Genomic DNA, 23275 nt, shown 5'->3' on the forward strand with positions numbered 1-23275 from the left:
GCAATCGCTCAGGTAAATGACTAATCCAGTAAGCTGTAAGTAACTCTAGTTGGAGAAATGGAGCGCGAAACATGACACTCACTGAGCTACTTCCTGCTGTCAGGAAACTCTCTATATCAGAAAAAATTAAGCTAATCCGCATTTTGGCGGAAGAATTGGATACCAGCAAAGATATTTCACCTCTCGAACCGTTTAAGACCTATGATTTGCCTACACCGTACAATTTGTTTGGTGCAGGTGAAGTTCTTATGCAAGCCTTGAAACACGAAGATTAGGTCTGACTAAATTAAGAGCGATGTCTACGACGGGCTATACCTACGCTAAGGTAGATGGCTAATCCAGTAAGCTGTAAAGTGAGCGTTGTCGATGATTATGATATGAAAACTTTTACTGCGATCGTTGAAAGAGATCCTGACACTAAGTTCTATGTTGGCTATGTCCCTGGCTTTCCTGGAGCGCATTCTCAAGGTGAAACCTTGGATGAATTGCAGGAAAATTTGCGTGAAGTTATTGAGATGCTTCTAGAGGATGAGGCTCTGGGTTTACGCTTAGGTGAATGACTGATCCAGTAAGCTGTAAGTCTCTCTAGCCAAAAGCTCTATGCGTCTACGCTCAATTATCAATTACTAGGCTTTGGAAGCCAATCACTAATATGAAATTGGAAGACCTCAGAAAAGATAATATCGGTCAGATTTATGCTTGGTTCCCTAAAAAGGGAAATGATGAATCTTCTATGCTTCTAATCACCTATCCTTACTATTCAATTAAAGCTTTCTACTTTTCATGTCAGAATCTTGAGCAACTGGAGCGATCAAAAGACATAATCAATCAGGGAAATGTTTCCATAAGTGCAGTAGGTTTTTGGTTTATTGCTATTGAAGCGTTTATAAACACATTGCTAAAAATCGCTTGTTTTCTTAAAGATAAGGATTTCAAAAACTTTAGAGGTAAACACCTCAACGGTCGCCTCACAGCAGTTTTTGAATTACTAGAGATTGAAAATAAAGTTTTTTATAGCTCAGGAATATTCCCAAAATTGCAAGAATTTGAAACTTTCAGAAATGAGGTTTTTCATGATAGGTTCTTTAATTCAGAAGTTCAATTTGACAAGACAAGTTTTTCTTCTATACCTTATCTAGCTAATCAGGTAGACGTTGTTCAAGCCTCAATTATTGCATTAGAGATTTTCGAGGCATTCCGATTTGTATATCCTGAGCGTGATCTAATGCCAAATATATTTATCCAAAAAAATAACTCATTTGGATTTATTAAGTATGATCTCCTTTACAAAGAAGTCATGTTACCACTTTTTTCTCAAGCTCTAAGTAAACATAGTCTTAAGACTAATTTAGTCACTAAACCTTTAGAGGTAAGACTTTCAGAGAGTTCAATATTGCAAAAAGGAGATGTTAAGATAATTCTCCGACACTCTCATAAAGAAGATATTGTTCACTTAGCCAATAATACTGAAACGAATATAGGAGCTAGTTTGTTCAATAAAGCCCGTGATTTAATCACAATGAATGAGGAAGATGAATTTCAAATTCCTGGGTATTAGCAAGTAGAGTAAATAAGTGTAATTGAAACACTATTCTGCTTATCGATTTGCTCAACAGTATGTATAGTCGCAGCCTAATAGGAAAGGTAACATCAGTAAATCTAATACTAGTGAGCTAATGATTAACTAAAAAATCATTAGCCATTAGCATTTTTTAAGCAGTCCGAAAACGCGCTAACTCTTCACCAGTCTTAGCATCATGGGCGTGAACTGTACACACCAAACATGAATCAAACGATCGCGCCACATGACCAACTTCCACCGGATCGCTAGAATCATAAATTGGTGTCCCAATTAACGCTTCTTCAATGGGGCCGCGAATACCTTCACCGTCACGAGGGCCAATATTCCAAGTACCTGGGGCAATCACTTGGTAATTCTTAATCTTACCGCCCTCTACTTCCACCCAGTGAGATAAAGAACCGCGTGCTGCTTCCGTTGCACCCCAACCACGACCATCTTTTTCTTTAGGTTTGATATACCAAGGGTCGTTTAATTTGAATTCGCGTAAACAGTGTTCGGCTTGCCGATATAACTTGACAAGTTCGTGAACTCGTGCTAGCTGACGCACATGAATACTTGCACCACCCATGTTTTTGAAGACATCGAGGATGAAGGGGTCGTAATGTTGCCAAGATTCGCCATGTTTACCACCAGCTACTAATTGCCGCGCTAAAGGGCCAGTTTCCAAACGTCCGAAGTCTTTGTGCAGGACTGCACTCGACCAAGAGTAGGCGTTATCGAAGTCTTTGGTATTAATTGCAGTGGGTTTAGTGGTGCGATCGCTAGGGTGAATATCCTCTGTCCCTTCATCGTACCAAGAGTGAGTTGTATTCTCGCGGGTAAATGACTGATCCATTAAAACGTGAGTGTCTGCGAAGCTGTCATACACTCCACTTTTCATAATCATCGCCGCATTTCGTCCTTCGATAGTCGGCTTTTGGTATTTATCTTCATGGGCTAAATATCCCCAAGTGACATATTTACCAACACCAGCGCCATATCTATCTAAACCAATATCTAAACCCATGCGCCAATAAAAACCTAAGTCAGAATCTCGATGATTTCGGTCTTCATCTAACCAATTTCTAAAATCATCATAAGTTTGGATTTGTTCATAACGTTCTAATGAACAACCTAACCACACTGGTTCTAACCAATTGGTGCGGAAATATTCGAGAAGCGCCCAAGCGCGGGTAATGTCTGTGAGGGTGGGGGCGCACATCACCCCACCAGGCACCATATAACTGCTGTGCGGCCATTGTCCACCCAATAATGCATAAATTTCTACAGGTTTAGCAGAAATTGTTATGCCTAGTTCATAAGATTTGCCAGTGAAAGCAGCAAAGCGTCTCACCGCTTCTTCATAAAAGCGACTATGGCGGTATTTTTTATTGGTTAAATCAATGGCAAAGAGTCCATAAAAATAGCGGGGGATACTTTGAATTGTTTCGACAATTTGACCGAGATTTCTCGCTAAAATTGCATTGCGAGGAACTTCTGTTTCCCAGGCTGTATCTAATGCCCAAGATGCACAAGTTAGGTGAGAACCGCCGCAAATACCGCAAATTCGAGGCGTGACAATTAATCCGGCTTGGGGGTCTTTACCGCGTAAGATAACTTCAAATCCGCGAAATAGTTCGGCGTGTGTCCAGGCGTTGACTACCCGCCCATTCTCAATGTCAACTCGGACATCCAAATCGCCCTCAACTCTTCCAACGGGTGAAATATCTAATGATTGAATTCCCATTTTTCCATCCTTTAATTGTTAAGACGAGTGGGGAGTGGGGATGAGCAGCATGAGGAAGAAATAACCAATGCCCCATGCCTAATGCCCAATTCCCTAAACTGTAAAAAAGTCTTCTTCTGCCCAAGGTGGTGCTGCGTCTTTGGCGACCATTGTGAGTAAGGCGTAGTCTTTTTTGTTAACCCCTGGTGGTAATTCTTTGGGAACTCCCATGACTGTTTGGGTTTTGAATACGGTTCCCGGTTTGAGGTCAAAGAAGGGAAATTCTGGTTCTGTGCAACCTAAGCAAGGCATTCCGGCGCGAGTTTTGGATGAGACGCGGTTCCATAGGATGCGGTTGCAGGAAGAATGAGTCATGGGGCCGCGACAACCCAAGTCATAAAATAAGCATCCTTTACGCTGACCAAATTCGGCAGTTGATGCTTTGTAGGCAAAGTGGACGTTGCGGGTACAACCTGTTTGGGTATAGGTGTTGAAGAAAGTTTGGGGACGATTTAGTTCGTCGAAAGCAATGTCTGCTATGCGTCCAGTAGCGATCGCCACTAATATCTGCGTAATCCAATCAGGATGCGCGGGACATCCGGGAATATTAATTACAGGTAATCCGGCTTGCGATACAAAATCTTTTCCTAAAAAGCCGCCTTCTTGACGCTTGAGAAATTGCAAACCTTCCGACTCGCTGGGGTTGGGTGACATGGCGGGAATTCCTCCCCATGTGGCACAATCTCCCACCGCGACGATAAATTTAGCAACTTTAGCGAGGTCTGCTAACCAATCTTTCATGGCGCGATCGGCAAACCGATTCCATTCGCCAGTGCCGTTGGGAGCGTTAACAACACTGCCTTCAAATACCAAGATATCTAAGGGAATTGCGCCAGAAATGCAATCCCGCAGTAGTTTTTGCAAGTTATTGCCCAGTTCCAATCCCAAGGAGGGATGCCAAAGTAAATTGATGCCAAAGTCGGCAATTAAATCGCAGACTGTCGGTTCTTCGGCGTTGAGGAATGACATGGTGTTACCTGAACAAGCACCACCCTGTAGCCATAGTACGTTAGTCATCGGCTATGTATTTTTCTATTGTTTCCCATGCATGATGTAGGTGATAATGCTTCTAAAGTCTCACCTGCTTATCAATATTTGTTTTTCAATACTAAGATATTTTTTTATTTAATTCTCTTTGATTAAAAAAGAATTAATCATTAACAATAGCTTAGATTTAATTAAGATTATTTTAAAGGGCTGCATCTGTTATATATGTAACATCTTTAACAAATAAAAATAAAATTGTCTTTTGATTTTAACTCCTCGCATTCAATAACATAAATATGCTTAGTTTATTGCGGTTAAAGCTCTGAAATCATTAATAACAATTATTGCCAAGTATTAATCTGTACGAAAGGATGAATATTTTAAGCCAATACAGTTCAGATAAGCCAAAAACCCTCATGTAGAGACGCGATAAATCGCGTCTTGAAATACCAATTATCTACACCAATAACCCTTACAGCACATTTCAGATAAATGAAGTACATATATAAAACCCAAAACCTTGTAGAGACGTAGCAGTGCTACGTCTCTACGTGTATTCGATTAGAGCGCAATCTGCTGTAACTGAACTGTATTGTATTTTAAATAGTTAGATTTTAATGCAATAACCAAGTCAAATTCAGCAAAATATTGGGATGCAAAGTCTTGCACCCCGTCAGCTATATATCAGTTTTTTAAGATTTTGGTTGTGCAGCTTGCCTAACAACTTGTTCGTCCAAACCTAAGCCTTGAGCTATCTGCTCAATACTTAAACCCAATGCTAATAAGCGAGGTATCGTTTCTAACTTTCCTTCTTGTTTACCTTCTTGTCTACCTTCTGCAAAAACATCTTGGTAAAATCTAGTTTGCTTTAACTCATTTGATCCAAACATTTTTCCGATCTCCTCCTGGGTCAATCGCGGCAACTTGTAGATTAATATCGTCTCTATCAATTGTATAATTTCCCTAACAGTAGCGACATCTAAAATTTGCTGTCGGGCACTGTTGACTATTTCGATCGCTCTTGTTGTCGCGCTTGATTCAGGTTCGATGATGAGTTTAACTGTCTCTATACCGATTGATGATGTCTCAATTGAGCTTAATTCGTCAAGATAGACGTGAGTGACACGTTGTGAGTTGAGTAATTCTGTATATCTTTCGGTATCTCCAGTATCAACGGTACGGTTGGGGTAGATGACAACACCACGCCAATTGTTGGTTAATTCGGTTTTATCGAGATAGTTAAAGATTTCGGTAAATAAACGTGAGTAGAACTTTTTATCTGGTTGAAATTGCACTTCTGCAAAATAAATGGGTAGTTCTGCTGCATTTGGGAGGAATACACCATCGATTCTAAACGCCAGTTGTTTGACTTCTACTGAAGAAAATTGGTAAACACTAGCTAGTTGGGGCGGTTGGTTAATAAGTTCAAAGAACGTAGTCGGTATACTCTGAAAGATCCGATAGAAGATGCTGTCTGTTTTCAAGGGAGCTTGTTTTACAGTTGATGAATATATTTTACACTTCGACGATCCCGTGGCAATCTTTGGAGTATACAAAAATTAGCTGGTAAGATAGTGCATATATGTATGTCAACAATTCAATAAAGAATATTTGGATTGTGTCTAGTGATGATACAAAAAGTATTTTAAAAATATTAGGTGTTTAAAGCTGACATTAATATTAGCAATTTCCCCCTAGAATTTTAGAAATAGGGTGTTTTATAGTAAAAAAATTGATTGGGCATGGGGTATTGGATATTGGACATGGGATCAACTCTTTCCATAGTCCTTAATACTTAGCCTCGTCTCAGACCAAAAAGGGGAATTCCGCCTAAAGGACTCGAAGCCTGCGTAAATCAGTATGGCCCGTGATGAGATGCGTCAAGCGTGTTTCGATCATTCATGGGTGTTGGACTCAATTCCCAATTGGCTAGAGTACGGCAGAGTTATGACCCCCAGCATTACAGATTCAGTAGTGAAGGCTGCGTTAGCAGCTGTTGCATCGGAGTCAGCCCCAGCAGAAGAAAAAATTCAGATGCTGATTGAGATAGCACAGGGTTTTCAAAAAAAGCCCAAAACTGCCCAAGATTTGCGGAATGCAGTTGGGTTATATTACCGGGCTTATGAGATGTGTGGTGAGGAATATCCCTTACTGAAAGCCAGGGCGCAAGTAGGCATGGCAGGGACGTTACAGGCAATCCCCGATGCTGAGTACCAACTGCTGGTGCAAGCGAAAGTAGGTTATGAAGAAGCTCTACCAATTCTACAGCAATTAGCTTCACCAGAAGAAGTGGCAGAGACACAGATGAATTTTGGGCTGGTGTTGCAGTCCCTTGTGCCATTTAATTTGGCGCGGATAACCGACAGCATCCAGGCTTATCATGAGGCTTTGCGGGTGTTTACTTGGGAGGATTACCCCCAAGAATACGCGATTTTATATAACAATATTGCGATCGCTTACCTTTCTATGCCCCTAGCATCAGAACGAGAATACTTGCGTCAAGGGTTAGCAGTGCAGTCATTTGAGGTGGCGCTGAAGCATATTAACCTGATTGATCATCCCAGAGAATATGCGATGTTGCAAAACAACTTGGGTAACGCCTTGCAATATTTAGTGAGTTCCCATCCTGTGGAGAATAACTTACGTGCGATCGCAGCTTATCAGGAGGCGTTAAAAGTTCGTAATCTCAAAGATACACCCCTAGAGTACGCTAACACAATTTCAAACAAAGCCAACGCCTTATTCAACTTACCTGATGATTTGGAAAAACCTGAAGCTGGTAATCCTAAAAATCTTTTGCAAGCAGGTATCTACTATCAACAAGCTTTAGAAATATTTACTCAGAACCAACAAATGGAACAAGCAGAGGTAGTAGCCCAAGCTCTACAAGATGTACAAGCAGAAATCAAAGGTTATGAGTTAGGAGTTAACAGTTAGGAGTTATAGAGTAATTAGACTTTAGTTTTAAAAGTATATTGAGACTAAAATCTTTTTACCAAAATGGTTTGATTTTAAAAGTTTTTTATTAATCAAACCGGAGTCAGATAAGTTAGGAAATATCCATCTAATTGAATTCCTAACTCCTCACTTTTAACTCTTAACTTTAATTTTCCCCACTCCCCTCATTATCAAGAGAACAAAACAGCATGAGAGATATTTTAACCAACGCTGCTGTGAGAGATTTTCTCACAAGTTTAGCAGATGGTGACTTGAACATAGCAACAGGATTAGTGTGGATAGTCATAGCAACAGCCTTGTCTATGATTGGCGGTGCCATTGGTGGAATACTGTTAGCTGGGAAAGATATAGGCTATCAGCTTTCAGCAATGCTTGGTGCATTCTTTGGGCCTGTGGGTGTAATTCCCGCCATCCTCTTAGGGCTTGCTGCTTTAAATTTATTGACAAATTATTAGGAGAAAACATGTTAGAGCTAGGATGGTTTTCAGCCAAATTATTTTTTAAAGGAAAGCTACTACGTGACCCAGTGTATTTTGTCAAGCAAACTACTATTGGTATTGCTGTAGGTTTCTTGCTGCTAGTGTTACTAGCACAAACTCCAATTCCCTTCTACTTACCAATAATATTATCTAGCTTAGTGACCGGCATGATTATGCCATTTCTTCTCAAAGATTTCAAAACGAAATGATTTGTCATTGATGAATAACCAATGCCCAATGCCCAATGAGTAATGACTAATGACAAATGACAAACCTTGAAGAATTAGTTCAGGAAATTAACCGCTTTGAGGCAATTATATCTGAGTGGGATGAAAGCCAACGGTGCGTAGCAGTGGGTTTAAAAAGAGCAATTGAATCTTTGCATAAAGCAGCGTTAACTAGTTTAATTAAAAGCCTCAAACAAGAATCAATGCCTGCTTTACGTCATGCTGTTACTGATGAAGTAGTGTACGCAGTACTGCTTTATCACGAACTAGTAAAACCACCAAAAGCACCATTAGCACAGCGCATTCAAACAGCCCTTGAAGAAGTTCGCCCAGGTTTAAAAAGCCATGATGGGGATGTAGAACTAGTGGCAATTAAGCCACCAGATACAGTAGAAGTCAGATTAATCGGAACTTGCCGCAGTTGTCCGGCTTCTACTTTGACTTTATCTCAGGGAGTAGAACAGGCAATTAAAAACCATTGTCCCGAAATTACCAAAGTGCTTGCAGTTAATAACAACCCTACTAGTAACAATGCAAATCCTGATTTAATCAGTCCATTCTCTTCAAAAATAACTTCTACTTGGCTCAAAGTAGCAACTATTGATCAAGTTCCTGAATTGAGCGTATTGGCAGTACAACTGGCTGGTAAATCACTGATTTTACATCGTCAAGGTGTAACAATAAAATGTTACCGTAATGCTTGCATTCATCTAGGATCTCCCTTAGAAAAGGGTAAAGTTGAAAATGGTATTATTACCTGTCCTTCCCACGGATTTCAGTACAAATTAGAGACAGGTGAATGCTTAACTGCACCTCATATTTCACTTCAGTCGTATCCAGTCAAGATTAAAGACGATAAGGTTTTTGTGAAACTACAACAATGATGATGCGAAGGTAAGATATCAGCAAATATACTTGACGATTAAGAAGTCACAGCTATTTTGCTTTGTCATATCAGTAGTTTGCACATTCACTTTTATCTTTTGTGTAAGCCAAATGTCAAAATGCTTTGTCAATATACCGGAATCTTTTCTGATTTGTGTAATTCAGTTGTTCCTTTTATGATTTTGAGAAAGCAAAATGAACTTTGACTTACTCAAAACGACCTTTGACTTACTCATTTTGGTATTTTCCGCAAGTCAAATAAACTTTGACTCACTCAAAATGACATTTGACTTACTCATTTTAGTATTTTCCGCAAGTCAAATGAACTTTGACTTACTCATTTTAGTGTTTACCGCAAGCAAAATGACCTTTGGCTTACTCAAAATGCCTTTTGACTTTCTGTTTTAAGTACATCACGCACTCATGTCAAATATTGCTATGTAGTAAAAGCTACTGGACGATAGGTAGAATTTTTTAAGATTGATTAATAGGGAAGTTTATTTAAATTTTTCACTTGATTTAAATAAAACATAATGCAAAATTGTTACTGTTGTTACACGCTAATCAACATTAATGTTTTTAAATAATTATCAGCGTCTATCTGCGGTTCATGGATATCCCAATCACAATTAATCCTATATCACAATTACCGCCAGAAGCAACAGAAACTTCTCAATATTCACCTCTATCACCTCAAGGTGCAGAGGTAATTTTAGGTAACATTATTGAACCACAACAATTAGTAATACCTGTAGCAGTGAGTCCCACAACAATGTTTGGGCCTCGTGGTACTTGTTTATTATCAAAAACTGGCCCATTCTGGGTATCAGATACAGGACATCATCGATTATTGGGATGGCAGAATTTACCAACAAGAGATAGTCAACCTGCTGATTGGGTAATTGGACAACCTGACTTTTATCATGAAGGACAAAATGCTAAAAGTACACCGGGAAGTGCAACCTTGAGTGTACCAACAGGAATTTGTGCTTGCGGCGAAGGGTTAGCGGTAGCAGATGCTTGGAATCATCGGGTTTTGATTTGGAAAAACTTACCAGAAGATCACAATGTTCCAGCAGATTTGGTGTTAGGACAAGGTAACTTTATCGATAATGAACCAAATCGCGGAACTCAACAAGCATCTGCCAGTACAATGCACTGGCCTTATGGTGTTTTCTATCATCAAGGACGGCTATTTGTTGCTGATACTGGTAATCGAAGGGTATTAATTTGGCATCAATTACCAACAGAAAATGGTCAGCCTGCTGATTTAGTTTTGGGACAACCTGATATGATATCTCGTAATGAAAACGGCGGCGCTTCTGCAACCGCAGCGAGTATGCGTTGGTGTCACGATATCACCTTTTGGGGAGACAATTTAGTTGTTAGTGATGCAGGTAATCATCGAGTGATGATTTGGGAAGGAATACCAACAGAAAATAATGCCTCTTGTGCAGTGGTTTTAGGACAAAAAAGCTTTGATTTCGTGGAAATGAATCAAGGAGTTTATTTGCCAAGTTCTAGTAGTTTGAGTATGCCTTATGGTGTAGGGGTGACTGAAGATTGGTTAGTAGTTGCAGATACTGCTAATTCTCGGTTGTTAGCATGGAGAAAGCCAGAATCAATTTTATCACTGCAAGGTGCGGTGGCTGATAGGTTGGCGGGACAAATAAATTTTCAAAGTAAAGGTGAAAACCGTAATTTTGGACTACCTAAACGAGATAGTCTAAATTGGTGTTACGGAATAAAGATTTGTGGCAATATAGCGGTGATAGCTGATTCTGGAAATAACCGAATTTTGCTGTGGGAGTTTAATAATTCGTACCTCGACTCCGCTCGGCAACCTAATTCGTAATTTTGGAAAGTCAGATTTATATGGCGACTGAAGAAATTAGAGTTCGCGGTACTGTTCAGGGAGTAGGATTTCGCCCTACTGTATATCGTCTTGCTAAAGCTTGCGGTTTGCGTGGAGATGTTTGTAATGATGGCCAAGGTGTATTAATTAGAGTATCTGGTAGTGAGGATGCATTAACAGAATTTGTTGCCAGGTTGCAAACAGAATGTCCACCATTAGCAAAAATTAATGCACTAACTAGAACTCCTTATGAAGGTAAATTTAACTTTAATAATTTTGTGATTTCTACTAGCATCAGTAATGCCATTAAAACAGAAATTGTCCCTGATGCCGCTACTTGTCTACAGTGTCAACAAGAAATATTTGACCCTTTTAGCCGCTTTTATCGTTACCCATTTACTAACTGCACTCATTGTGGTCCTCGCCTGAGTATTATTCGTGCCATTCCTTACGACAGATGCAATACCAGTATGTCTGCGTTTGCTATATGTTCAGAATGTGCAAAAGAATACAACAATATTGAAAATCGGCGTTTTCACGCCCAACCTGTAGCTTGTCATGCTTGCGGCCCTATAGCTTGGTTAGAACGCGCTGATGGGAAATCGGTTACTGCTTCTATGTTTTCTATGTTAGATGATGTCGATGCTGTTTGTACCCTGTTGCAAAAGGGTGAGATTGTGGCAATTAAGGGGTTAGGTGGTATTCATTTGGCTTGCGATGCAACACAGGAAACTGCTGTACAAAGATTGCGTCAGCGCAAAAGGCGCTATCACAAACCATTTGCTTTAATGGCGCGGGATATCGAAGTAATTGAACAATATTGCACTGTCAACGCTAAAGAAAAAGAATTATTGACAAGTGCTGCTGCACCAATTGTTTTATTACAGCTAAAAGAAAGAGGTTTATTTACTCCTAACCCTTCGGCAGGCTCAGGGCATCGCTCCTCACTCCTAACTCCTCACTCTCTTAACTCTCTTCATATTGCATCGTCAGTTGCCGCAGGGCAAAATACCCTCGGTTTCATGTTACCTTATACGCCCTTACATCATTTAATTCTGCGGCGGATGAATCGCCCAATTGTTTTAACAAGTGGAAATATTGCCGATGAACCACAATGTATTAATAATGACGAAGCCAGAGAAAAATTAAAGACAGTCGCTGATTATTTTATCTTTCACAATCGGGAGATTATTAATCGAGTAGATGATTCGGTTGTGCGGGTTATTGGCGATAAAGTCCAAACAATCCGCCGTGCTAGAGGATATGCACCAGCACCAATTAGTTTACCACCCGGATTTCACAAAGTACCCCAAATTTTAGCAATGGGTAGTGAGTTAAAAAATACTTTTTGCTTATTGCGTGAAGGAGAAGCAATTCTCTCTCAACATCTAGGTGATTTAGAAAATGCTGCGGCTTTTAATGCTTACCAAGAAACTTTAAATTTATACTTAAATTTATTTGAACATCAACCAGAAGTAATTGCTATTGATAAACATCCTGAATATCTCTCAAGCAAACTTGGCAAAAAACTTGCGGACACAAATCAAATCAAAGTTCATCAAATCCAACATCATCACGCCCATATTGCCGCTTGCATGGCAGAAAATGATATTCATCTAGATTCACCTCCAATATTAGGCATTACTTTAGATGGTTTAGGTTACGGCGACGATAGTACACTTTGGGGTGGAGAATTTCTTTTAGCAGATTACCGGAAATTTAAACGACTAGCAACATTTAAATCAGTAGCAATGGTTGGCGGTGAACAAGCAATTTATCAGCCTTGGCGTAATACTTATGCCCATTTAGTAGCTGCTAACCTCTGGGATGATTGCGAACAAAAGTATGCGGATTTAGAAATATTTAAATTCTTGAAAAATAAACCACTTAAGCTACTCAATCAACTAATAGAGAAAGAGATTAACTCACCTCGAGCTTCCTCAGTGGGGCGGTTGTTTGATGCAGTGGCGGCGGCTATCGGTATTTATCGAGAGGAATGTAGCTATGAAGGACAAGCTGCGATCGCAATGGAAGCTATAGTAGATGTTAGCAGCTTAAATAATGATAAAGAAACGCTAATATATCCTTTTAGTTTTAGCTTTTCAGATAGTATTTATTGTATAGACCCGCGTCCCATGTGGCAAGCCTTGCTTAATGACTTACAGCAGCAGATTCCCCAACCAGTTATGGCTGCCAAATTTCACCAAGGTTTAGCAAATGCGATTGTGGAAATGGTTAAGCATCTTTCTGAAGAAAATCTGATTTATCAGGTAGCCTTAACAGGAGGAGTATTTCAAAATTGTATATTGTTAGAGCAAGTTACCAAAGGATTACAAATATTGGGAATAAAAGTACTTACTCATAGCTTAGTTCCAGCTAATGACGGCGGATTATCTTTAGGACAAGCAGTTATTACAGCCGCACAATTAATACATGAGTGTTGATATTTGACAAACTTTTTCTCATAAATAATTCTCTGCGTTCTCTGCGCCTCTGCGGTTCGTTTATCTTAAAAAAAAATGTGTTTAGGAATCCCCGGACAAATTGTAGAAATTACCAACGTTAACCATAAATTAGCCATAGTTAACATTGCTGGTGTCAAGCGAGAAGTAAATATTGCTTGTATCGTAGATGAACAACATCCCCCCGAAGCTTGTATTGGGGATTGGGTATTAGTCCATGTTGGCTTTGCCATGAATCGAATTAACGAACAAGAAGCAGCAGAAACATTACAACTATTTCAAGAATTAGCCGCAGCACAAGCAACAATTAGTACTTAAACCATAGGCTTTTCTTGTCTTACGTAGAGGCACAGAGAAAGAGTTTAATTTCTTTCTTTCTTTCTTCGCGCCCTTCGCGTCCTTTGCGGTTCGTTAAAAAAATACCCCGTAAAGAAAACGAAATTAACTGATATCCAAAAACTATTTCTCAATCCCTATGAAATATGTTGATGAATTCCGCGAACCGGAAAAAGCTGAAGCTATACGCCGCGAAATCGCCAAATTATGCCACCAGCTAGAAAAACCTATCAAAATCATGGAAGTATGCGGCGGACATACTCATACCATATTTAAATATGGTATCGAAGAAATTTTACCCCAAGCCATTGAACTAATTCATGGGCCTGGTTGTCCAGTATGCGTTATGCCAAAGGGGAGATTAGATGATGCGATCGCAATCTCTCAAAATCATAACGTCATTTTTGCCACCTTTGGCGACGCAATGCGAGTTCCCGGTTCCAACACCACATTACTGCAAGCTAGGGCACAAGGTGCAGACATCCGTATGGTGTACTCTCCCCTAGATAGCCTGCAAATTGCCAGAGATAACCCCGACAAACAAGTAGTCTTCTTCGCATTAGGCTTTGAAACCACAGCCCCCAGCACCGCCTTCACCATCCTACAAGCAGCAGCCGAAGAAATTCATAACTTTAGTATGTTTTCCAATCACGTCCTCGTGATTCCCGCCCTGAAAGCACTATTAGATAATCCCGACTTGCAACTAGATGGATTTGTTGGCCCTGGCCATGTCAGCATGGTAATAGGCAGTGACCCATATCAATTTATTTCCCAACAATATAATAAGCCAATAGTCGTCTCAGGATTTGAACCCTTAGATATTCTCCAATCAATTTGGATGCTATTGCAACAGCTAGTAGAAAATCGTTGTGAAGTTGAAAATCAATATAACCGAATTGTCCAAAAATCTGGAAATATAGTAGCGCTACAAGCTATTAACAAAGTCTTCGCCGTGCGAGATAGTTTTGATTGGCGTGGCTTAGGTGACATTCCTTATTCAGGCTTAAAAATTCAACCAGAATATGCTCAATTTGATGCCGAACTTAAATTTACCATTCCTAACCTCAAAGTAGCCGACCATAAAGCTTGTAAATGTGGAGAAATTCTCAAAGGAGTCTTAAAGCCTTGGGAGTGCAAAGTATTCGGTACAGCTTGCACACCAGAAACACCAATCGGTACTTGTATGGTATCTTCCGAAGGTGCTTGTGCAGCCTATTACAAATACGGGCGACTCTCGACAATTGCCAAAAGAACAATCGCCCAAAAACCAAAAATAACTCAAGAACCTCTCCCCGCTTGCGGCTTCTCCTCAGACGAATAATACTCCGCGTACCTCTGCGCTTCTCTCTGCGTGTCTTTGCATTTAAAAAAAAATTATGAATCTTTCCCCCACAAACTCAATACAAAATCCTCTCTTTCAAAAAATAGAACAAATCCGCCGTCGCCAAGGAAAAGTGCAAGATACTCATATAACTCTCGCACATGGTAGTGGTGGTAAAGCCATGCGTGACTTAATTGATGATATTTTTATTAGCAATTTCGATAACCCGATTCTCTCACAACTAGAAGACCAAGCCAGCTTCAATTTAGCCAGTCTCATGCAACTAGGAGATAGACTGGCATTTACTACAGATTCTTATGTTGTAGACCCATTATTTTTTCCCGGTAGTGATATAGGAGAATTAGCCGTCAACGGTACAGTTAATGATTTAGCTGTTAGCGGTGCTAAACCTTTATATTTAACTTGTAGCGTTATTTTAGAAGAAGGATTACCTGTAGAAATCTTGCGGCGTGTCGCAGCCAGCATGAAAGCAGCCGCAAAAGAAGCTGGTGTGCAAATTGTCACTGGTGACACAAAAGTTGTACATCGTGGTGCTGCCGATAAACTATTTATTAATACTGCTGGTATTGGTATCATCCCACAAGGAGTTAATATTTCTGCCCATAATATTAAACCTGGAGATGCCATAATTATTAATGGTGAAATAGGCAATCATGGGGCAGCAATTTTAATTGCCCGTGGCGAGTTAGCCTTAGATACTAATATTGAAAGTGATTGTCGGCCATTGCATAGTTTAGTAGAAACTATTCTCCATGTATGTCCACAAGTTCATGCTATGCGAGATGCTACACGCGGTGGTTTAGCCACAGTACTAAATGAATTTTCCCTCAGTTCTAATATAGGAATCCGTCTTTTTGAAGAATCTATCCCAGTGCGGGAAGAAGTCAACGGAGTTTGTGAAATTCTCGGTTTAGACCCGTTGTATTTAGCTAATGAAGGTAAGGTAGTTGTGGTGGTAGCAGGTGAATACGCAGAAACTGTTTTATCCGCCATGAAATTACACCCAGCAGGGAAAGATGCTTGTATTATTGGCGAAGTTATTTCTTCACCGCCAGGTATTGTATTGTTAAAAACAGTTTTTGGTGCTGAAAGGATTGTTGATATGTTAGTAGGCGACCAATTACCACGAATTTGTTAATAAATTTTATAGTATGCACGAACTTGGAATCACCCAAAATATTGTGGCAATTGTGACTGAACACGCTAAAGGTGCAAAAGTGCAGCGAGTTTTATTAGAAATTGGCAAACTTTCAGCCATCATGCCCGATGCAATCCGATTTTGTTTTGATATTTGTACTCAAGGTACAGTTTTAGAAGGGGCGACATTAGAAATTTTGGAAATTCCTGGTTTAGGGCGATGTCGCCAATGCGGTGCAGAAATTTTTTTAGATAAACCTTTTGGTATCTGTAACTGTGGTAGCGTGCGATTAGATTTAATTACTGGTGAAGAATTGAAAATTAAAGAAATAGAAATAGAGGAATTATGTGTGTAACCTGCGGTTGTTCTGATGATGGCGAAATAAAAATTACAAATTTAGAAACAGATGAAGCTGAACATCATCATACTCACACTTTACCAGATGGAACTGTCATCACTCATTCCCACAGTCACGACACTCATATAGAAGCACCTCAAATTCATGCCAAAATACACAATACAACGATATCCTTAGAACAGGATATATTAGCAAAAAATAACCTGCTAGCTGCCCAAAACCGGGGATGGTTTAAAGGTCGAAATATTCTCGCCTTAAATTTGATGAGTTCTCCTGGTGCTGGAAAAACAACTCTTTTAACGCGAACTATTAATGATTTAAAGCATCAATTATCTATTAGTGTCATTGAAGGCGACCAAGAAACTGCTAACGATGCTAAAAAAATTCAAGAAACAGGTTCTAAAGTCATCCAAATCAATACCGGAACAGGCTGTCATTTAGATGCATCAATGATAGACAGGGGTTTACAACAACTGAATCCGCCACTAAATTCTGTTGTGATGATTGAAAATGTGGGAAATTTAGTTTGTCCAGCCTTATTTGATTTAGGAGAACAGGCAAAAGTCGTGATTCTTTCCGTCACGGAGGGAGAAGATAAGCCAATAAAATACCCGCATATATTCCGTGCTAGTGACATTATGATTCTTACGAAAATCGATTTGCTACCTTACCTGCAATTTGATGTTCAAAAGTGCATAGAATATGCTATAGAAGTAAATCCCCAAATTCAGATTTTTCAGGTTTCTGCAACTACTGGTACTGGGTTAGATAATTGGTATAAATGGGTAACTGCATCATTATAGTAAAAACTCTGATTGACTTATAGGGTTAGAACTGGCGGTGCGATTGGGGGTGGGTATTCGTTGCAAAGAGTGCGATCGCGCCTGCTGAATTCTTTCTTGATAAAAATTGCAACACCCTGCACTTTAGGGGTACAGGGTGTAAGACAGCTATATTTTGTGTGATTCCCAGTTTCTATTTACCTCAAAGCCAATCTCGATAAGCTGATATTTCATTTACGCTGATTTCAAACGGCGTCCCCTTCCCGAATGGCGGATAAACGCGGATTTTCCCATTCTTAGCAAACCGCTCTAACCTATTACCTAACTGGGGAATATTGCTGACGATATGCCAGTAAGATACTAAGTCAGGGCAGTCAATAATTAATGTGAGGATGCTAGCATTTGTTGTGAGATACCATTGACAATTAGATAACAGGACTCGCGTAATGCGATCGCAAGCTAGATAAAAGCATCTACCTGTAGACTGTTCTAGCTCCATTTGCAGCATTCCATCCTGTTTCGTTACCTCAGTGGGAGGTAAATCATCGGGAGGAAGCAAATATAGTTTAGAAGACATAATTTCGCACCTCTTGGTTGTAGCGCGTCAAACTGTCCAGGTTTTTTTGCAAATCCGCAGACGAGGGTTTGAGTGCTAGCGTACCTAAATTTAATTCGTCCTGAAATTTCTTGATTTTGTCTCGACAAGTCTCCACATCACCGATAATTGAATTTTCAATTAAATAATCTTCATCGAAACAAATATTTGTGCGATCGAATGGTTTTTGGTTGGGATTGGCACTATTTTTCAATATTTCAGCCGAATTAGCTTTCATTTTCTGGCTAAATTGGCGAACGAAAGGTAACGCTTCACTCACAGCCTCGTCAAATGTTTTGCCAACAAAAAAGAAGCGTGCCAGCACGAAGTTTTCCGCACCACTAGAATTTAAGGCTCGATATTTGCTAACAGTATCCTTCAATCTCTCTAGGGAAAATGGCGGCCCACCCATTAAGCTGAAGGAATGTTTAGCAGCAAACTCGATACCGTCATCACCGCCAGTAGCAACATACACTGGTATTTGACTCTGCAATGGTTTTGGGTGAATTGTTAAGCGATCGCATTGATAATACTTGCCATTAAATGATACATCAGTTTCATATAACAGCTTGTGAATCAGTGCGATCGCCTCTAGCATCTTGGGACGGGATTCACTTGGTAATGTCGCAAAATGCTTGTTTTGTTGAGGAAAGGGGCCACCTTTGGCAACTCCAAATAATAATCGTCCATTGCATAGGTTATCCAGAGTGGCGATATCTTCCGCTACCCGAATCGGGTTATGGAATGGCAGTAACACCGCCGCAGTGCCTAATTGGATAGTTGAAGTCAGCCCCGCCAAATGTGCCATTAACAGCAACATGGACGGGCTGAGATTGGATTCACTAAAATGGTGTTCGCTTACCCAGGCTGACTCAAAACCCAAGCTTTCAGCCTGTTTTACCAGCGTGACTTGCTCAAACATGGCACGACGAGCATCTTGGTGAAAATTATCGTAATTGCAGAAAATTCCAGTTTTCATTACTTGTGTTGATACTTTGTACTCACCGTAGGTGCTGGCTATTCTAGTGGTCGATAGGTTTGTAGTAAGCATTTTAATGCTTAAATATTTGACGACTCAAGTCGTCACTACAATTTCCCCTCTCAATTAATGCGATGAATCACTAATTTGCAACCCACTGCAACTCCAACCATAGGCGTGGGTTGTTTTGTTTGACCTTCGACATCGGATCGCGCAATAATCGCTTGGCATTCATGCAGACAACCTGGATTAAACCCATATTGTCTGCTACTTCTCTGAGTATTTCTTTTTGAGCTTGCACACAGGAAATCATTTCGTCAGAGCAATAAATTCCTATATATTGCAAACGTCTAGCAGGTCGTCCCCAAAAACAGGTGATGACTTTCACATAACACCCGTCTAGTAATTCCCCAACTTTTGGGTAGTAGTGGTTGAGGACTCTTGTGAATTCTTTGGCTAAGATATCTTCAGCAATCATTGGAACTGATATTTCTGTAGCGTCTATCACGCTATTTAATATAACATAGTTTTATCAATTAAATATGGCAAAATAGCTGATTAGGCTTAAATAAAATCTTAAATATTACATAAAAAAGAGGTATACCCTATTTGGTATCACCTCCGATTTGCGTAAAGCATCTTTATATTAAAAATTCGTAATCATTGTTGGATTATAACTTTTGAATTTTTAATTATTATTACCGAGCATTGCGTTCACAAACTAAAACTTCTGCGACGATATCCGGCACATTCATAAAGTCCGTAAATCCTTCTGAACCACGAATTGGTGAAATAAATGTATAGTTTGGATCACACACTCCATTGTCATATACTTGAATAAACCACCGATCAGGAAATCCTTCTACACCTAGCTCCACAGTGTACCAACTCTCGCCAATCAGACGAGAGTTAAAGATTGTGAACCACTGCCTGTTCTCTTCTGAAATATTCCAATCTGCCATGAGCAGTTCTAAAGCTATTTGTCCCGCATCGGTTGAAGTCAACAGCATTTTTACTCCTTATTTGCAGCTTCAGTATTTGCAGCTTCAGTATTTGCAACTTCAGGATTGGAAACTTCAGGGTATAAACCCAATTCTTTCGCTAGCTCACGCGCCACAAAAAATAAAAATTTAGCCCCATCTTGATTGCCTTCATGGGCAAACATAGTAGCTACTTGTAACATTGTTTCTACAAAGCCAGAGTCAATCAATTCTGGCTTAGATTCCAAAATTTCTGGTTCCTGACCATTAGGGCATTTGAGTAGCTCATCAATCAGGTTAAAATATAGTTGTTGGCGTTGTTCTGACATGGTAATTTTGTTGATTTGAGTGAGTGAATTGTAAATAGATTACTGTTCGATACTTTGCTGCCAAAGCCTTTCTAACATTTCAACTTGTTCTTTTAAAACAGCAGCACGATGAACAAGATATCTGTCGTAAAAGAGAATCCCTAACCCAACACAAATCGGGGTTAACAAGAAGAACCATTGCAGGATATTGGCAAATTTATATTGTTCAGCAACAGTCAGCATTTGATGAACCACATTACGATCAGAGGATTGAATGCTAGTCTGAGGGGAATGTGTACCCTCTGTCTGGGGAGCCAAGGTGAGAGCATCTGTAGTAGTGTTGCTAACTTGGGCAGCTAAATTCTGAGATTTTACTAACTCTATATGTCGCTCCCAAATTATGCCAAATACTACTAGTTCTGGTGAAAGCACTGCTAAAGTAACGACACAAACTGTAAGAACATTTAAAAGTTTGGCTTTCATCTTGGCTCTCCCTTGCTAGGTAGTATGCACCCAGTAAGAAAATATCTTTTGCTGTTTCTCCAAAGTAGCTATATATTTCTACCTTTTAAACAGTTTTGATATTAAAATATGTGTAACGGGTAATTTTCACAATTGTTAGTTATCAGTTATTTTTCTAATCACCACTGACTACTGACTAATGAAAAGTTACCAACATTTTTACAAAATGTCGGATTATTCAGTCAGAAATAACGCACTTAGATTCTAGGATCTGGTTTCATCCTACTCTCAAAAGAGAGATTAAGAAGTCCCCCCTAGTTCACTCAGCTTTCGCTCAGGAATGTTGGGGGGTAGAGGGGAATCTCTGCGTAAATCCTATACGATTTATATCAGCCGCTCTCCACAAAACAGTTTACCCCAGCCCCCTTAAGATTATTAAATTTATTAGAATAGTACTCAAAGCCTGTAATCCTCATCTGATAAGTCTTATAAAAATTCATTGGGGTATGGGTGCTAGTGTTTTCCAGACGGGGTTCTAGTGTTTTCGAGGTGGGGTTCTGGTATTTTTGCACTCAAGCTAAAAGCAATGTAGGCAATGGTTAAGGACTGTTTTTGATGCAACTTTGGGCTGATAAAATCTGCACTCAAAAGAAATTATCAATATCTCCTGATCAAGATAGACTAATAAATTTAAAAAAGCAATTAAATATTTTAAAAGTAAATTATCTTTCCCTAAAAAATAGGAAATAATTGGAAAAATTATTCATATATACAGAATTTCAGAAATTTAATCTCAGTCTCAGAGACAATAATCAGCAATTCCCAATGGTAAAATATCAGGATGACAAGTTAGACATCTGCTGAGGTGATAATCAATGGGAAGTCTGATAAAAGTTCTTCCTAAACTTTCATATTTTGTGGTTTAGTTAGAATACATAGTATATGCACTCATTGACACTAAACTGCAAATTAAATATACAAAAGCTTATTGTTATAAGTAAATACTCTGTACTAAAATTTAGGATTTAAGGAGTTAAATAAATGAGGATTGCTCAAGACGTAACCGAACTGATCGGACGAACTCCTTTAGTTCAACTGAACAAGATTCCTCAAGCTGAGGGAGTAGTAGCAAGGATAGTTGTCAAATTAGAAGGGATGAACCCGGCGGCTTCGGTGAAAGACCGCATTGGGTTAAGTATGGTACTTTCAGCAGAAGCGGCTGGCTCAATTTCCCCTGGAAAGACGATTTTAGTTGAACCTACTTCCGGTAATACAGGAATCGCTCTAGCAATGGTAGCAGCAGCGCGTGGCTACCGTTTGATTTTGACCATGCCTGAGACGATGAGCCAAGAACGACGGGCTATGTTGAAAGCTTATGGTGCGTCTTTGGAGTTGACACCAGGCGCGGAAGGGATGCGGGGAGCAATTCGCAAAGCTGAAGAAATTGTGGCTAATACTCCCAATGCTTTTATGCTGCAACAGTTCCGCAACCCTGCTAATCCCAAGGTTCACCAGGAAACCACCGCCGAAGAAATTTGGGCAGATACAGATGGAGAAGTAGATATTGTCATTGCTGGGGTAGGTACTGGTGGGACGATTACTGGGATTGCAGAAGTACTTAAGCAGCGCAAAAAGACTTTTAAAGCGATCGCAGTTGAACCCAGCAACAGCCCAGTTCTCTCCGGTGGTGAAGCCGGGCCACATAAAATTCAAGGTATTGGGGCCGGATTTATCCCCGATGTTCTGCGCCTAGAATTGGTTGATGAAGTAATTAGAGTCAGCGATGAACAAGCGATCGCTTACGGGCGACGTTTAGCAAAAGAAGAAGGCTTATTGTCTGGGATATCTTCTGGTGCAGCTTTGTGTGCTGCAATTCAAGTAGGTAAACGTCCAGAAAATGCCGGACGTTTAATCGTGATGATTCAGCCTTCCTTTGGCGAACGTTACCTCAGCACACCCATGTTTCAAGATTTGTCCTTAGAAACTGCTGGGGTACGTTAAGGGACTTCCAAATAAAAAAATACCCAAAAAATTGGTGAAAAAACTCCCTCCTCCTTATTCCTCTGTGTTCTCTGTGTCTCTGTGGTTCGTTTATTTGGGTAATTTATTTCTTGGAAGTCCCTAAGCAGAGAACTCTTGTAGAGACGTAGCAGTGCTACGTCTCTACACTGTTTTTCACTCCTATGTCTAATAGACCTCTTGCAAAAGTCCTTAACACCCCACCCCCAACCCCTCCCCGCTTGCGGGGAGGGGAGCGTTTGCTTTACTCAAATGCGGGGTGGGGTTCTTTATTTTTGATTTATGCAAGAGGTCTAATGCTTACAGCCACCTTCCTTATGGTGTTGATGGCTATGATCCTTACCGTGGGAACAGCCTTGTAAATTCTCCTTCATGAGATTGTCGCTGATTCCTTGCAAGGATTCATCCACAGCTTGTAAGCCAATCCAAGCATCAATCTTTTGGACATCAAATCCTACCTCGCGCTGTTCGCCTACTTCTAACAAAGGACGGCGAATCAACAACGGTTCTTTCAGCATCAGCGCCAAAGCGGTTTGTTCGTCCAATTTTTCAGGAACTATCTCACCAGATTTTACCTTTGGTGCGGAAGAATTAAACCATTCGGCTACGGGGCGATCGCCAAAAAATGAACGCAACCGTTCAACTGTCCAAGGTTCTGTTAACAGGTTGTATGGTATCACCTCATGACCGGCAGCTGTGAGCAAAACTTTTTGCTTAGTACCACCTTTACAGCCTGGTTTGCTATAGAAAATTATCCTTGCCATTTAACAAACTCC

General features: G+C 40.0%; 25 protein-coding genes. 15 read left to right on the forward strand and 10 right to left on the reverse strand.

Features of this window, described 5'->3' with window-relative positions:
- Window positions 1–71 precede the first annotated feature (71 nt).
- The 3 genes from V7K50_RS02350 to V7K50_RS02360 all read left to right on the forward strand — a co-directional run bounded on the left by V7K50_RS02350 (window position 72) and on the right by V7K50_RS02360 (window position 1558).
- Window positions 72–275 (forward strand): hypothetical protein, encoded by a 204-nt coding sequence (locus V7K50_RS02350; RefSeq protein WP_334956875.1) that lies wholly within the window; start codon window positions 72–74, stop codon window positions 273–275.
- A 54-nt stretch (window positions 276–329) separates the two neighbouring features.
- Window positions 330–560, forward strand: coding sequence for a type II toxin-antitoxin system HicB family antitoxin (locus V7K50_RS02355; RefSeq protein ID WP_442944534.1), 231 nt, complete (start codon window positions 330–332; stop codon window positions 558–560).
- A gap of 92 nt (window positions 561–652) precedes the next feature.
- Window positions 653–1558: a hypothetical protein gene (locus V7K50_RS02360; protein ID WP_334956877.1), complete on the forward strand. Its 906-nt coding sequence runs from the start codon at window positions 653–655 to the stop codon at window positions 1556–1558.
- A gap of 154 nt (window positions 1559–1712) precedes the next feature.
- On the opposite strand, the gene V7K50_RS02365 is transcribed toward V7K50_RS02360, so the two are convergent.
- The 3 genes from V7K50_RS02365 to V7K50_RS02375 all read right to left on the reverse strand — a co-directional run bounded on the left by V7K50_RS02365 (window position 1713) and on the right by V7K50_RS02375 (window position 5818).
- The gene (locus V7K50_RS02365; protein ID WP_334956879.1) at window positions 1713–3308 is read right to left on the reverse strand and encodes a nickel-dependent hydrogenase large subunit; all 1596 of its coding nucleotides are present in this window, start codon (window positions 3306–3308) and stop codon (window positions 1713–1715) included.
- 93 nt (window positions 3309–3401) lie between these two features.
- Window positions 3402–4364 carry a hydrogenase small subunit gene (locus tag V7K50_RS02370; protein WP_334956881.1) on the reverse strand — a complete coding sequence of 321 codons (963 nt, stop codon included), beginning with the start codon at window positions 4362–4364 and terminating at the stop codon, window positions 3402–3404.
- 662 nt (window positions 4365–5026) lie between these two features.
- Window positions 5027–5818 carry an Rpn family recombination-promoting nuclease/putative transposase gene (locus V7K50_RS02375; protein WP_334956883.1) on the reverse strand — a complete coding sequence of 264 codons (792 nt, stop codon included), beginning with the start codon at window positions 5816–5818 and terminating at the stop codon, window positions 5027–5029.
- Window positions 5819–6281: 463 nt separating this feature from the next.
- Between V7K50_RS02375 and V7K50_RS02380 the strand changes: the two genes are divergently transcribed.
- The 11 genes from V7K50_RS02380 to hypB all read left to right on the forward strand — a co-directional run bounded on the left by V7K50_RS02380 (window position 6282) and on the right by hypB (window position 17177).
- Window positions 6282–7271 carry a hypothetical protein gene (locus V7K50_RS02380; RefSeq protein WP_334957259.1) on the forward strand — a complete coding sequence of 330 codons (990 nt, stop codon included), beginning with the start codon at window positions 6282–6284 and terminating at the stop codon, window positions 7269–7271.
- Between the two features lie 209 nt (window positions 7272–7480).
- Window positions 7481–7747, forward strand: a complete 267-nt coding sequence (locus V7K50_RS02385; protein WP_334956885.1) for a hypothetical protein — start codon at window positions 7481–7483, stop codon at window positions 7745–7747.
- An 8-nt stretch (window positions 7748–7755) separates the two neighbouring features.
- Entirely contained in the window at window positions 7756–7980 is a 225-nt protein-coding gene (locus tag V7K50_RS02390; protein WP_334956887.1) for a hypothetical protein, read from the forward strand.
- A 56-nt stretch (window positions 7981–8036) separates the two neighbouring features.
- Entirely contained in the window at window positions 8037–8882 is an 846-nt protein-coding gene (locus V7K50_RS02395) for a NifU family protein (RefSeq protein ID WP_334956889.1), read from the forward strand.
- Window positions 8883–9493: 611 nt separating this feature from the next.
- Window positions 9494–10738, forward strand: coding sequence for a hypothetical protein (locus V7K50_RS02400; protein WP_334956891.1), 1245 nt, complete (start codon window positions 9494–9496; stop codon window positions 10736–10738).
- Window positions 10739–10758: 20 nt separating this feature from the next.
- A complete protein-coding gene (locus V7K50_RS02405) occupies window positions 10759–13182 on the forward strand; it encodes a carbamoyltransferase HypF (protein WP_334956893.1) in 2424 nt (807 codons plus the stop codon).
- 75 nt (window positions 13183–13257) lie between these two features.
- Window positions 13258–13518: a HypC/HybG/HupF family hydrogenase formation chaperone gene (locus V7K50_RS02410; RefSeq protein WP_334956895.1), complete on the forward strand. Its 261-nt coding sequence runs from the start codon at window positions 13258–13260 to the stop codon at window positions 13516–13518.
- A 157-nt stretch (window positions 13519–13675) separates the two neighbouring features.
- Window positions 13676–14857, forward strand: a complete 1182-nt coding sequence (gene hypD / locus V7K50_RS02415; RefSeq protein ID WP_334956897.1) for a hydrogenase formation protein HypD — start codon at window positions 13676–13678, stop codon at window positions 14855–14857.
- 55 nt (window positions 14858–14912) lie between these two features.
- Window positions 14913–16016, forward strand: coding sequence for a hydrogenase expression/formation protein HypE (gene hypE / locus V7K50_RS02420; RefSeq protein WP_334956899.1), 1104 nt, complete (start codon window positions 14913–14915; stop codon window positions 16014–16016).
- 13 nt (window positions 16017–16029) lie between these two features.
- Window positions 16030–16371: a hydrogenase maturation nickel metallochaperone HypA gene (gene hypA, locus V7K50_RS02425; protein WP_334956901.1), complete on the forward strand. Its 342-nt coding sequence runs from the start codon at window positions 16030–16032 to the stop codon at window positions 16369–16371.
- Complete coding sequence (gene hypB / locus V7K50_RS02430; protein WP_334956903.1) at window positions 16362–17177, forward strand: hydrogenase nickel incorporation protein HypB; 816 nt, start codon at window positions 16362–16364, stop codon at window positions 17175–17177. The genes hypA and hypB overlap by 10 nt, the downstream gene beginning before the upstream one ends.
- A gap of 181 nt (window positions 17178–17358) precedes the next feature.
- Here the strand turns inward: hypB and V7K50_RS02435 are convergent, their stop codons facing one another.
- The 6 genes from V7K50_RS02435 to V7K50_RS02460 form a co-directional block, all read right to left on the reverse strand.
- The gene (locus V7K50_RS02435; RefSeq protein ID WP_334956905.1) at window positions 17359–17733 is read right to left on the reverse strand and encodes a hypothetical protein; all 375 of its coding nucleotides are present in this window, start codon (window positions 17731–17733) and stop codon (window positions 17359–17361) included.
- The gene (locus tag V7K50_RS02440) at window positions 17723–18730 is read right to left on the reverse strand and encodes an LLM class flavin-dependent oxidoreductase (protein WP_334957261.1); all 1008 of its coding nucleotides are present in this window, start codon (window positions 18728–18730) and stop codon (window positions 17723–17725) included. Before V7K50_RS02440 ends, V7K50_RS02435 begins: the two co-directional genes overlap by 11 nt.
- 142 nt (window positions 18731–18872) lie before the next feature.
- Window positions 18873–19208: a hypothetical protein gene (locus tag V7K50_RS02445; RefSeq protein WP_334957263.1), complete on the reverse strand. Its 336-nt coding sequence runs from the start codon at window positions 19206–19208 to the stop codon at window positions 18873–18875.
- Window positions 19209–19428: 220 nt separating this feature from the next.
- Window positions 19429–19740: a hypothetical protein gene (locus V7K50_RS02450; protein WP_334956907.1), complete on the reverse strand. Its 312-nt coding sequence runs from the start codon at window positions 19738–19740 to the stop codon at window positions 19429–19431.
- A gap of 2 nt (window positions 19741–19742) precedes the next feature.
- Window positions 19743–20039, reverse strand: a complete 297-nt coding sequence (locus V7K50_RS02455; protein ID WP_334956909.1) for a hypothetical protein — start codon at window positions 20037–20039, stop codon at window positions 19743–19745.
- A 39-nt stretch (window positions 20040–20078) separates the two neighbouring features.
- A complete protein-coding gene (locus V7K50_RS02460; RefSeq protein ID WP_334956911.1) occupies window positions 20079–20501 on the reverse strand; it encodes a hypothetical protein in 423 nt (140 codons plus the stop codon).
- Between the two features lie 1020 nt (window positions 20502–21521).
- Between V7K50_RS02460 and cysK the strand changes: the two genes are divergently transcribed.
- Window positions 21522–22481, forward strand: a complete 960-nt coding sequence (gene cysK / locus V7K50_RS02465) for a cysteine synthase A (RefSeq protein ID WP_334956913.1) — start codon at window positions 21522–21524, stop codon at window positions 22479–22481.
- A 311-nt stretch (window positions 22482–22792) separates the two neighbouring features.
- Here the strand turns inward: cysK and V7K50_RS02470 are convergent, their stop codons facing one another.
- On the reverse strand, window positions 22793–23263 hold the full coding sequence (locus V7K50_RS02470; protein ID WP_334956915.1) for an ArsC/Spx/MgsR family protein: 471 nt from the start codon (window positions 23261–23263) through the stop codon (window positions 22793–22795).
- Between the last annotated feature and the right edge of the window lie 12 nt (window positions 23264–23275).

Source organism: Nostoc sp. (genome assembly GCF_036917135.1).
Classification (GTDB): domain Bacteria; phylum Cyanobacteriota; class Cyanobacteriia; order Cyanobacteriales; family Nostocaceae; genus Nostoc.

Excerpts from the sequence above, each read along its gene's own strand:
- V7K50_RS02350 (WP_334956875.1), top strand. The coding sequence starts at position 72 with ATGACACTCACTGAGCTACTTCCTGCTGTCAGGAAACTCTCTATATCA.
- V7K50_RS02355 (WP_442944534.1), top strand. The coding sequence starts at position 330 with ATGGCTAATCCAGTAAGCTGTAAAGTGAGCGTTGTCGATGATTATGAT.
- V7K50_RS02360 (WP_334956877.1), top strand. The coding sequence starts at position 653 with ATGAAATTGGAAGACCTCAGAAAAGATAATATCGGTCAGATTTATGCT.
- V7K50_RS02365 (WP_334956879.1), bottom strand. The coding sequence starts at position 3,308 with ATGGGAATTCAATCATTAGATATTTCACCCGTTGGAAGAGTTGAGGGC.
- V7K50_RS02370 (WP_334956881.1), bottom strand. The coding sequence starts at position 4,364 with ATGACTAACGTACTATGGCTACAGGGTGGTGCTTGTTCAGGTAACACC.
- V7K50_RS02380 (WP_334957259.1), top strand. The coding sequence starts at position 6,282 with ATGACCCCCAGCATTACAGATTCAGTAGTGAAGGCTGCGTTAGCAGCT.
- V7K50_RS02385 (WP_334956885.1), top strand. The coding sequence starts at position 7,481 with ATGAGAGATATTTTAACCAACGCTGCTGTGAGAGATTTTCTCACAAGT.
- V7K50_RS02390 (WP_334956887.1), top strand. The coding sequence starts at position 7,756 with ATGTTAGAGCTAGGATGGTTTTCAGCCAAATTATTTTTTAAAGGAAAG.
- V7K50_RS02395 (WP_334956889.1), top strand. The coding sequence starts at position 8,037 with ATGACAAACCTTGAAGAATTAGTTCAGGAAATTAACCGCTTTGAGGCA.
- V7K50_RS02400 (WP_334956891.1), top strand. The coding sequence starts at position 9,494 with ATGGATATCCCAATCACAATTAATCCTATATCACAATTACCGCCAGAA.
- V7K50_RS02405 (WP_334956893.1), top strand. The coding sequence starts at position 10,759 with ATGGCGACTGAAGAAATTAGAGTTCGCGGTACTGTTCAGGGAGTAGGA.
- V7K50_RS02410 (WP_334956895.1), top strand. The coding sequence starts at position 13,258 with ATGTGTTTAGGAATCCCCGGACAAATTGTAGAAATTACCAACGTTAAC.
- hypD (WP_334956897.1), top strand. The coding sequence starts at position 13,676 with ATGAAATATGTTGATGAATTCCGCGAACCGGAAAAAGCTGAAGCTATA.
- hypE (WP_334956899.1), top strand. The coding sequence starts at position 14,913 with ATGAATCTTTCCCCCACAAACTCAATACAAAATCCTCTCTTTCAAAAA.
- hypA (WP_334956901.1), top strand. The coding sequence starts at position 16,030 with ATGCACGAACTTGGAATCACCCAAAATATTGTGGCAATTGTGACTGAA.
- hypB (WP_334956903.1), top strand. The coding sequence starts at position 16,362 with ATGTGTGTAACCTGCGGTTGTTCTGATGATGGCGAAATAAAAATTACA.
- V7K50_RS02435 (WP_334956905.1), bottom strand. The coding sequence starts at position 17,733 with ATGTCTTCTAAACTATATTTGCTTCCTCCCGATGATTTACCTCCCACT.
- V7K50_RS02440 (WP_334957261.1), bottom strand. The coding sequence starts at position 18,730 with ATGAAAACTGGAATTTTCTGCAATTACGATAATTTTCACCAAGATGCT.
- V7K50_RS02445 (WP_334957263.1), bottom strand. The coding sequence starts at position 19,208 with ATGATTGCTGAAGATATCTTAGCCAAAGAATTCACAAGAGTCCTCAAC.
- V7K50_RS02450 (WP_334956907.1), bottom strand. The coding sequence starts at position 19,740 with ATGCTGTTGACTTCAACCGATGCGGGACAAATAGCTTTAGAACTGCTC.
- V7K50_RS02455 (WP_334956909.1), bottom strand. The coding sequence starts at position 20,039 with ATGTCAGAACAACGCCAACAACTATATTTTAACCTGATTGATGAGCTA.
- V7K50_RS02460 (WP_334956911.1), bottom strand. The coding sequence starts at position 20,501 with ATGAAAGCCAAACTTTTAAATGTTCTTACAGTTTGTGTCGTTACTTTA.
- cysK (WP_334956913.1), top strand. The coding sequence starts at position 21,522 with ATGAGGATTGCTCAAGACGTAACCGAACTGATCGGACGAACTCCTTTA.
- V7K50_RS02470 (WP_334956915.1), bottom strand. The coding sequence starts at position 23,263 with ATGGCAAGGATAATTTTCTATAGCAAACCAGGCTGTAAAGGTGGTACT.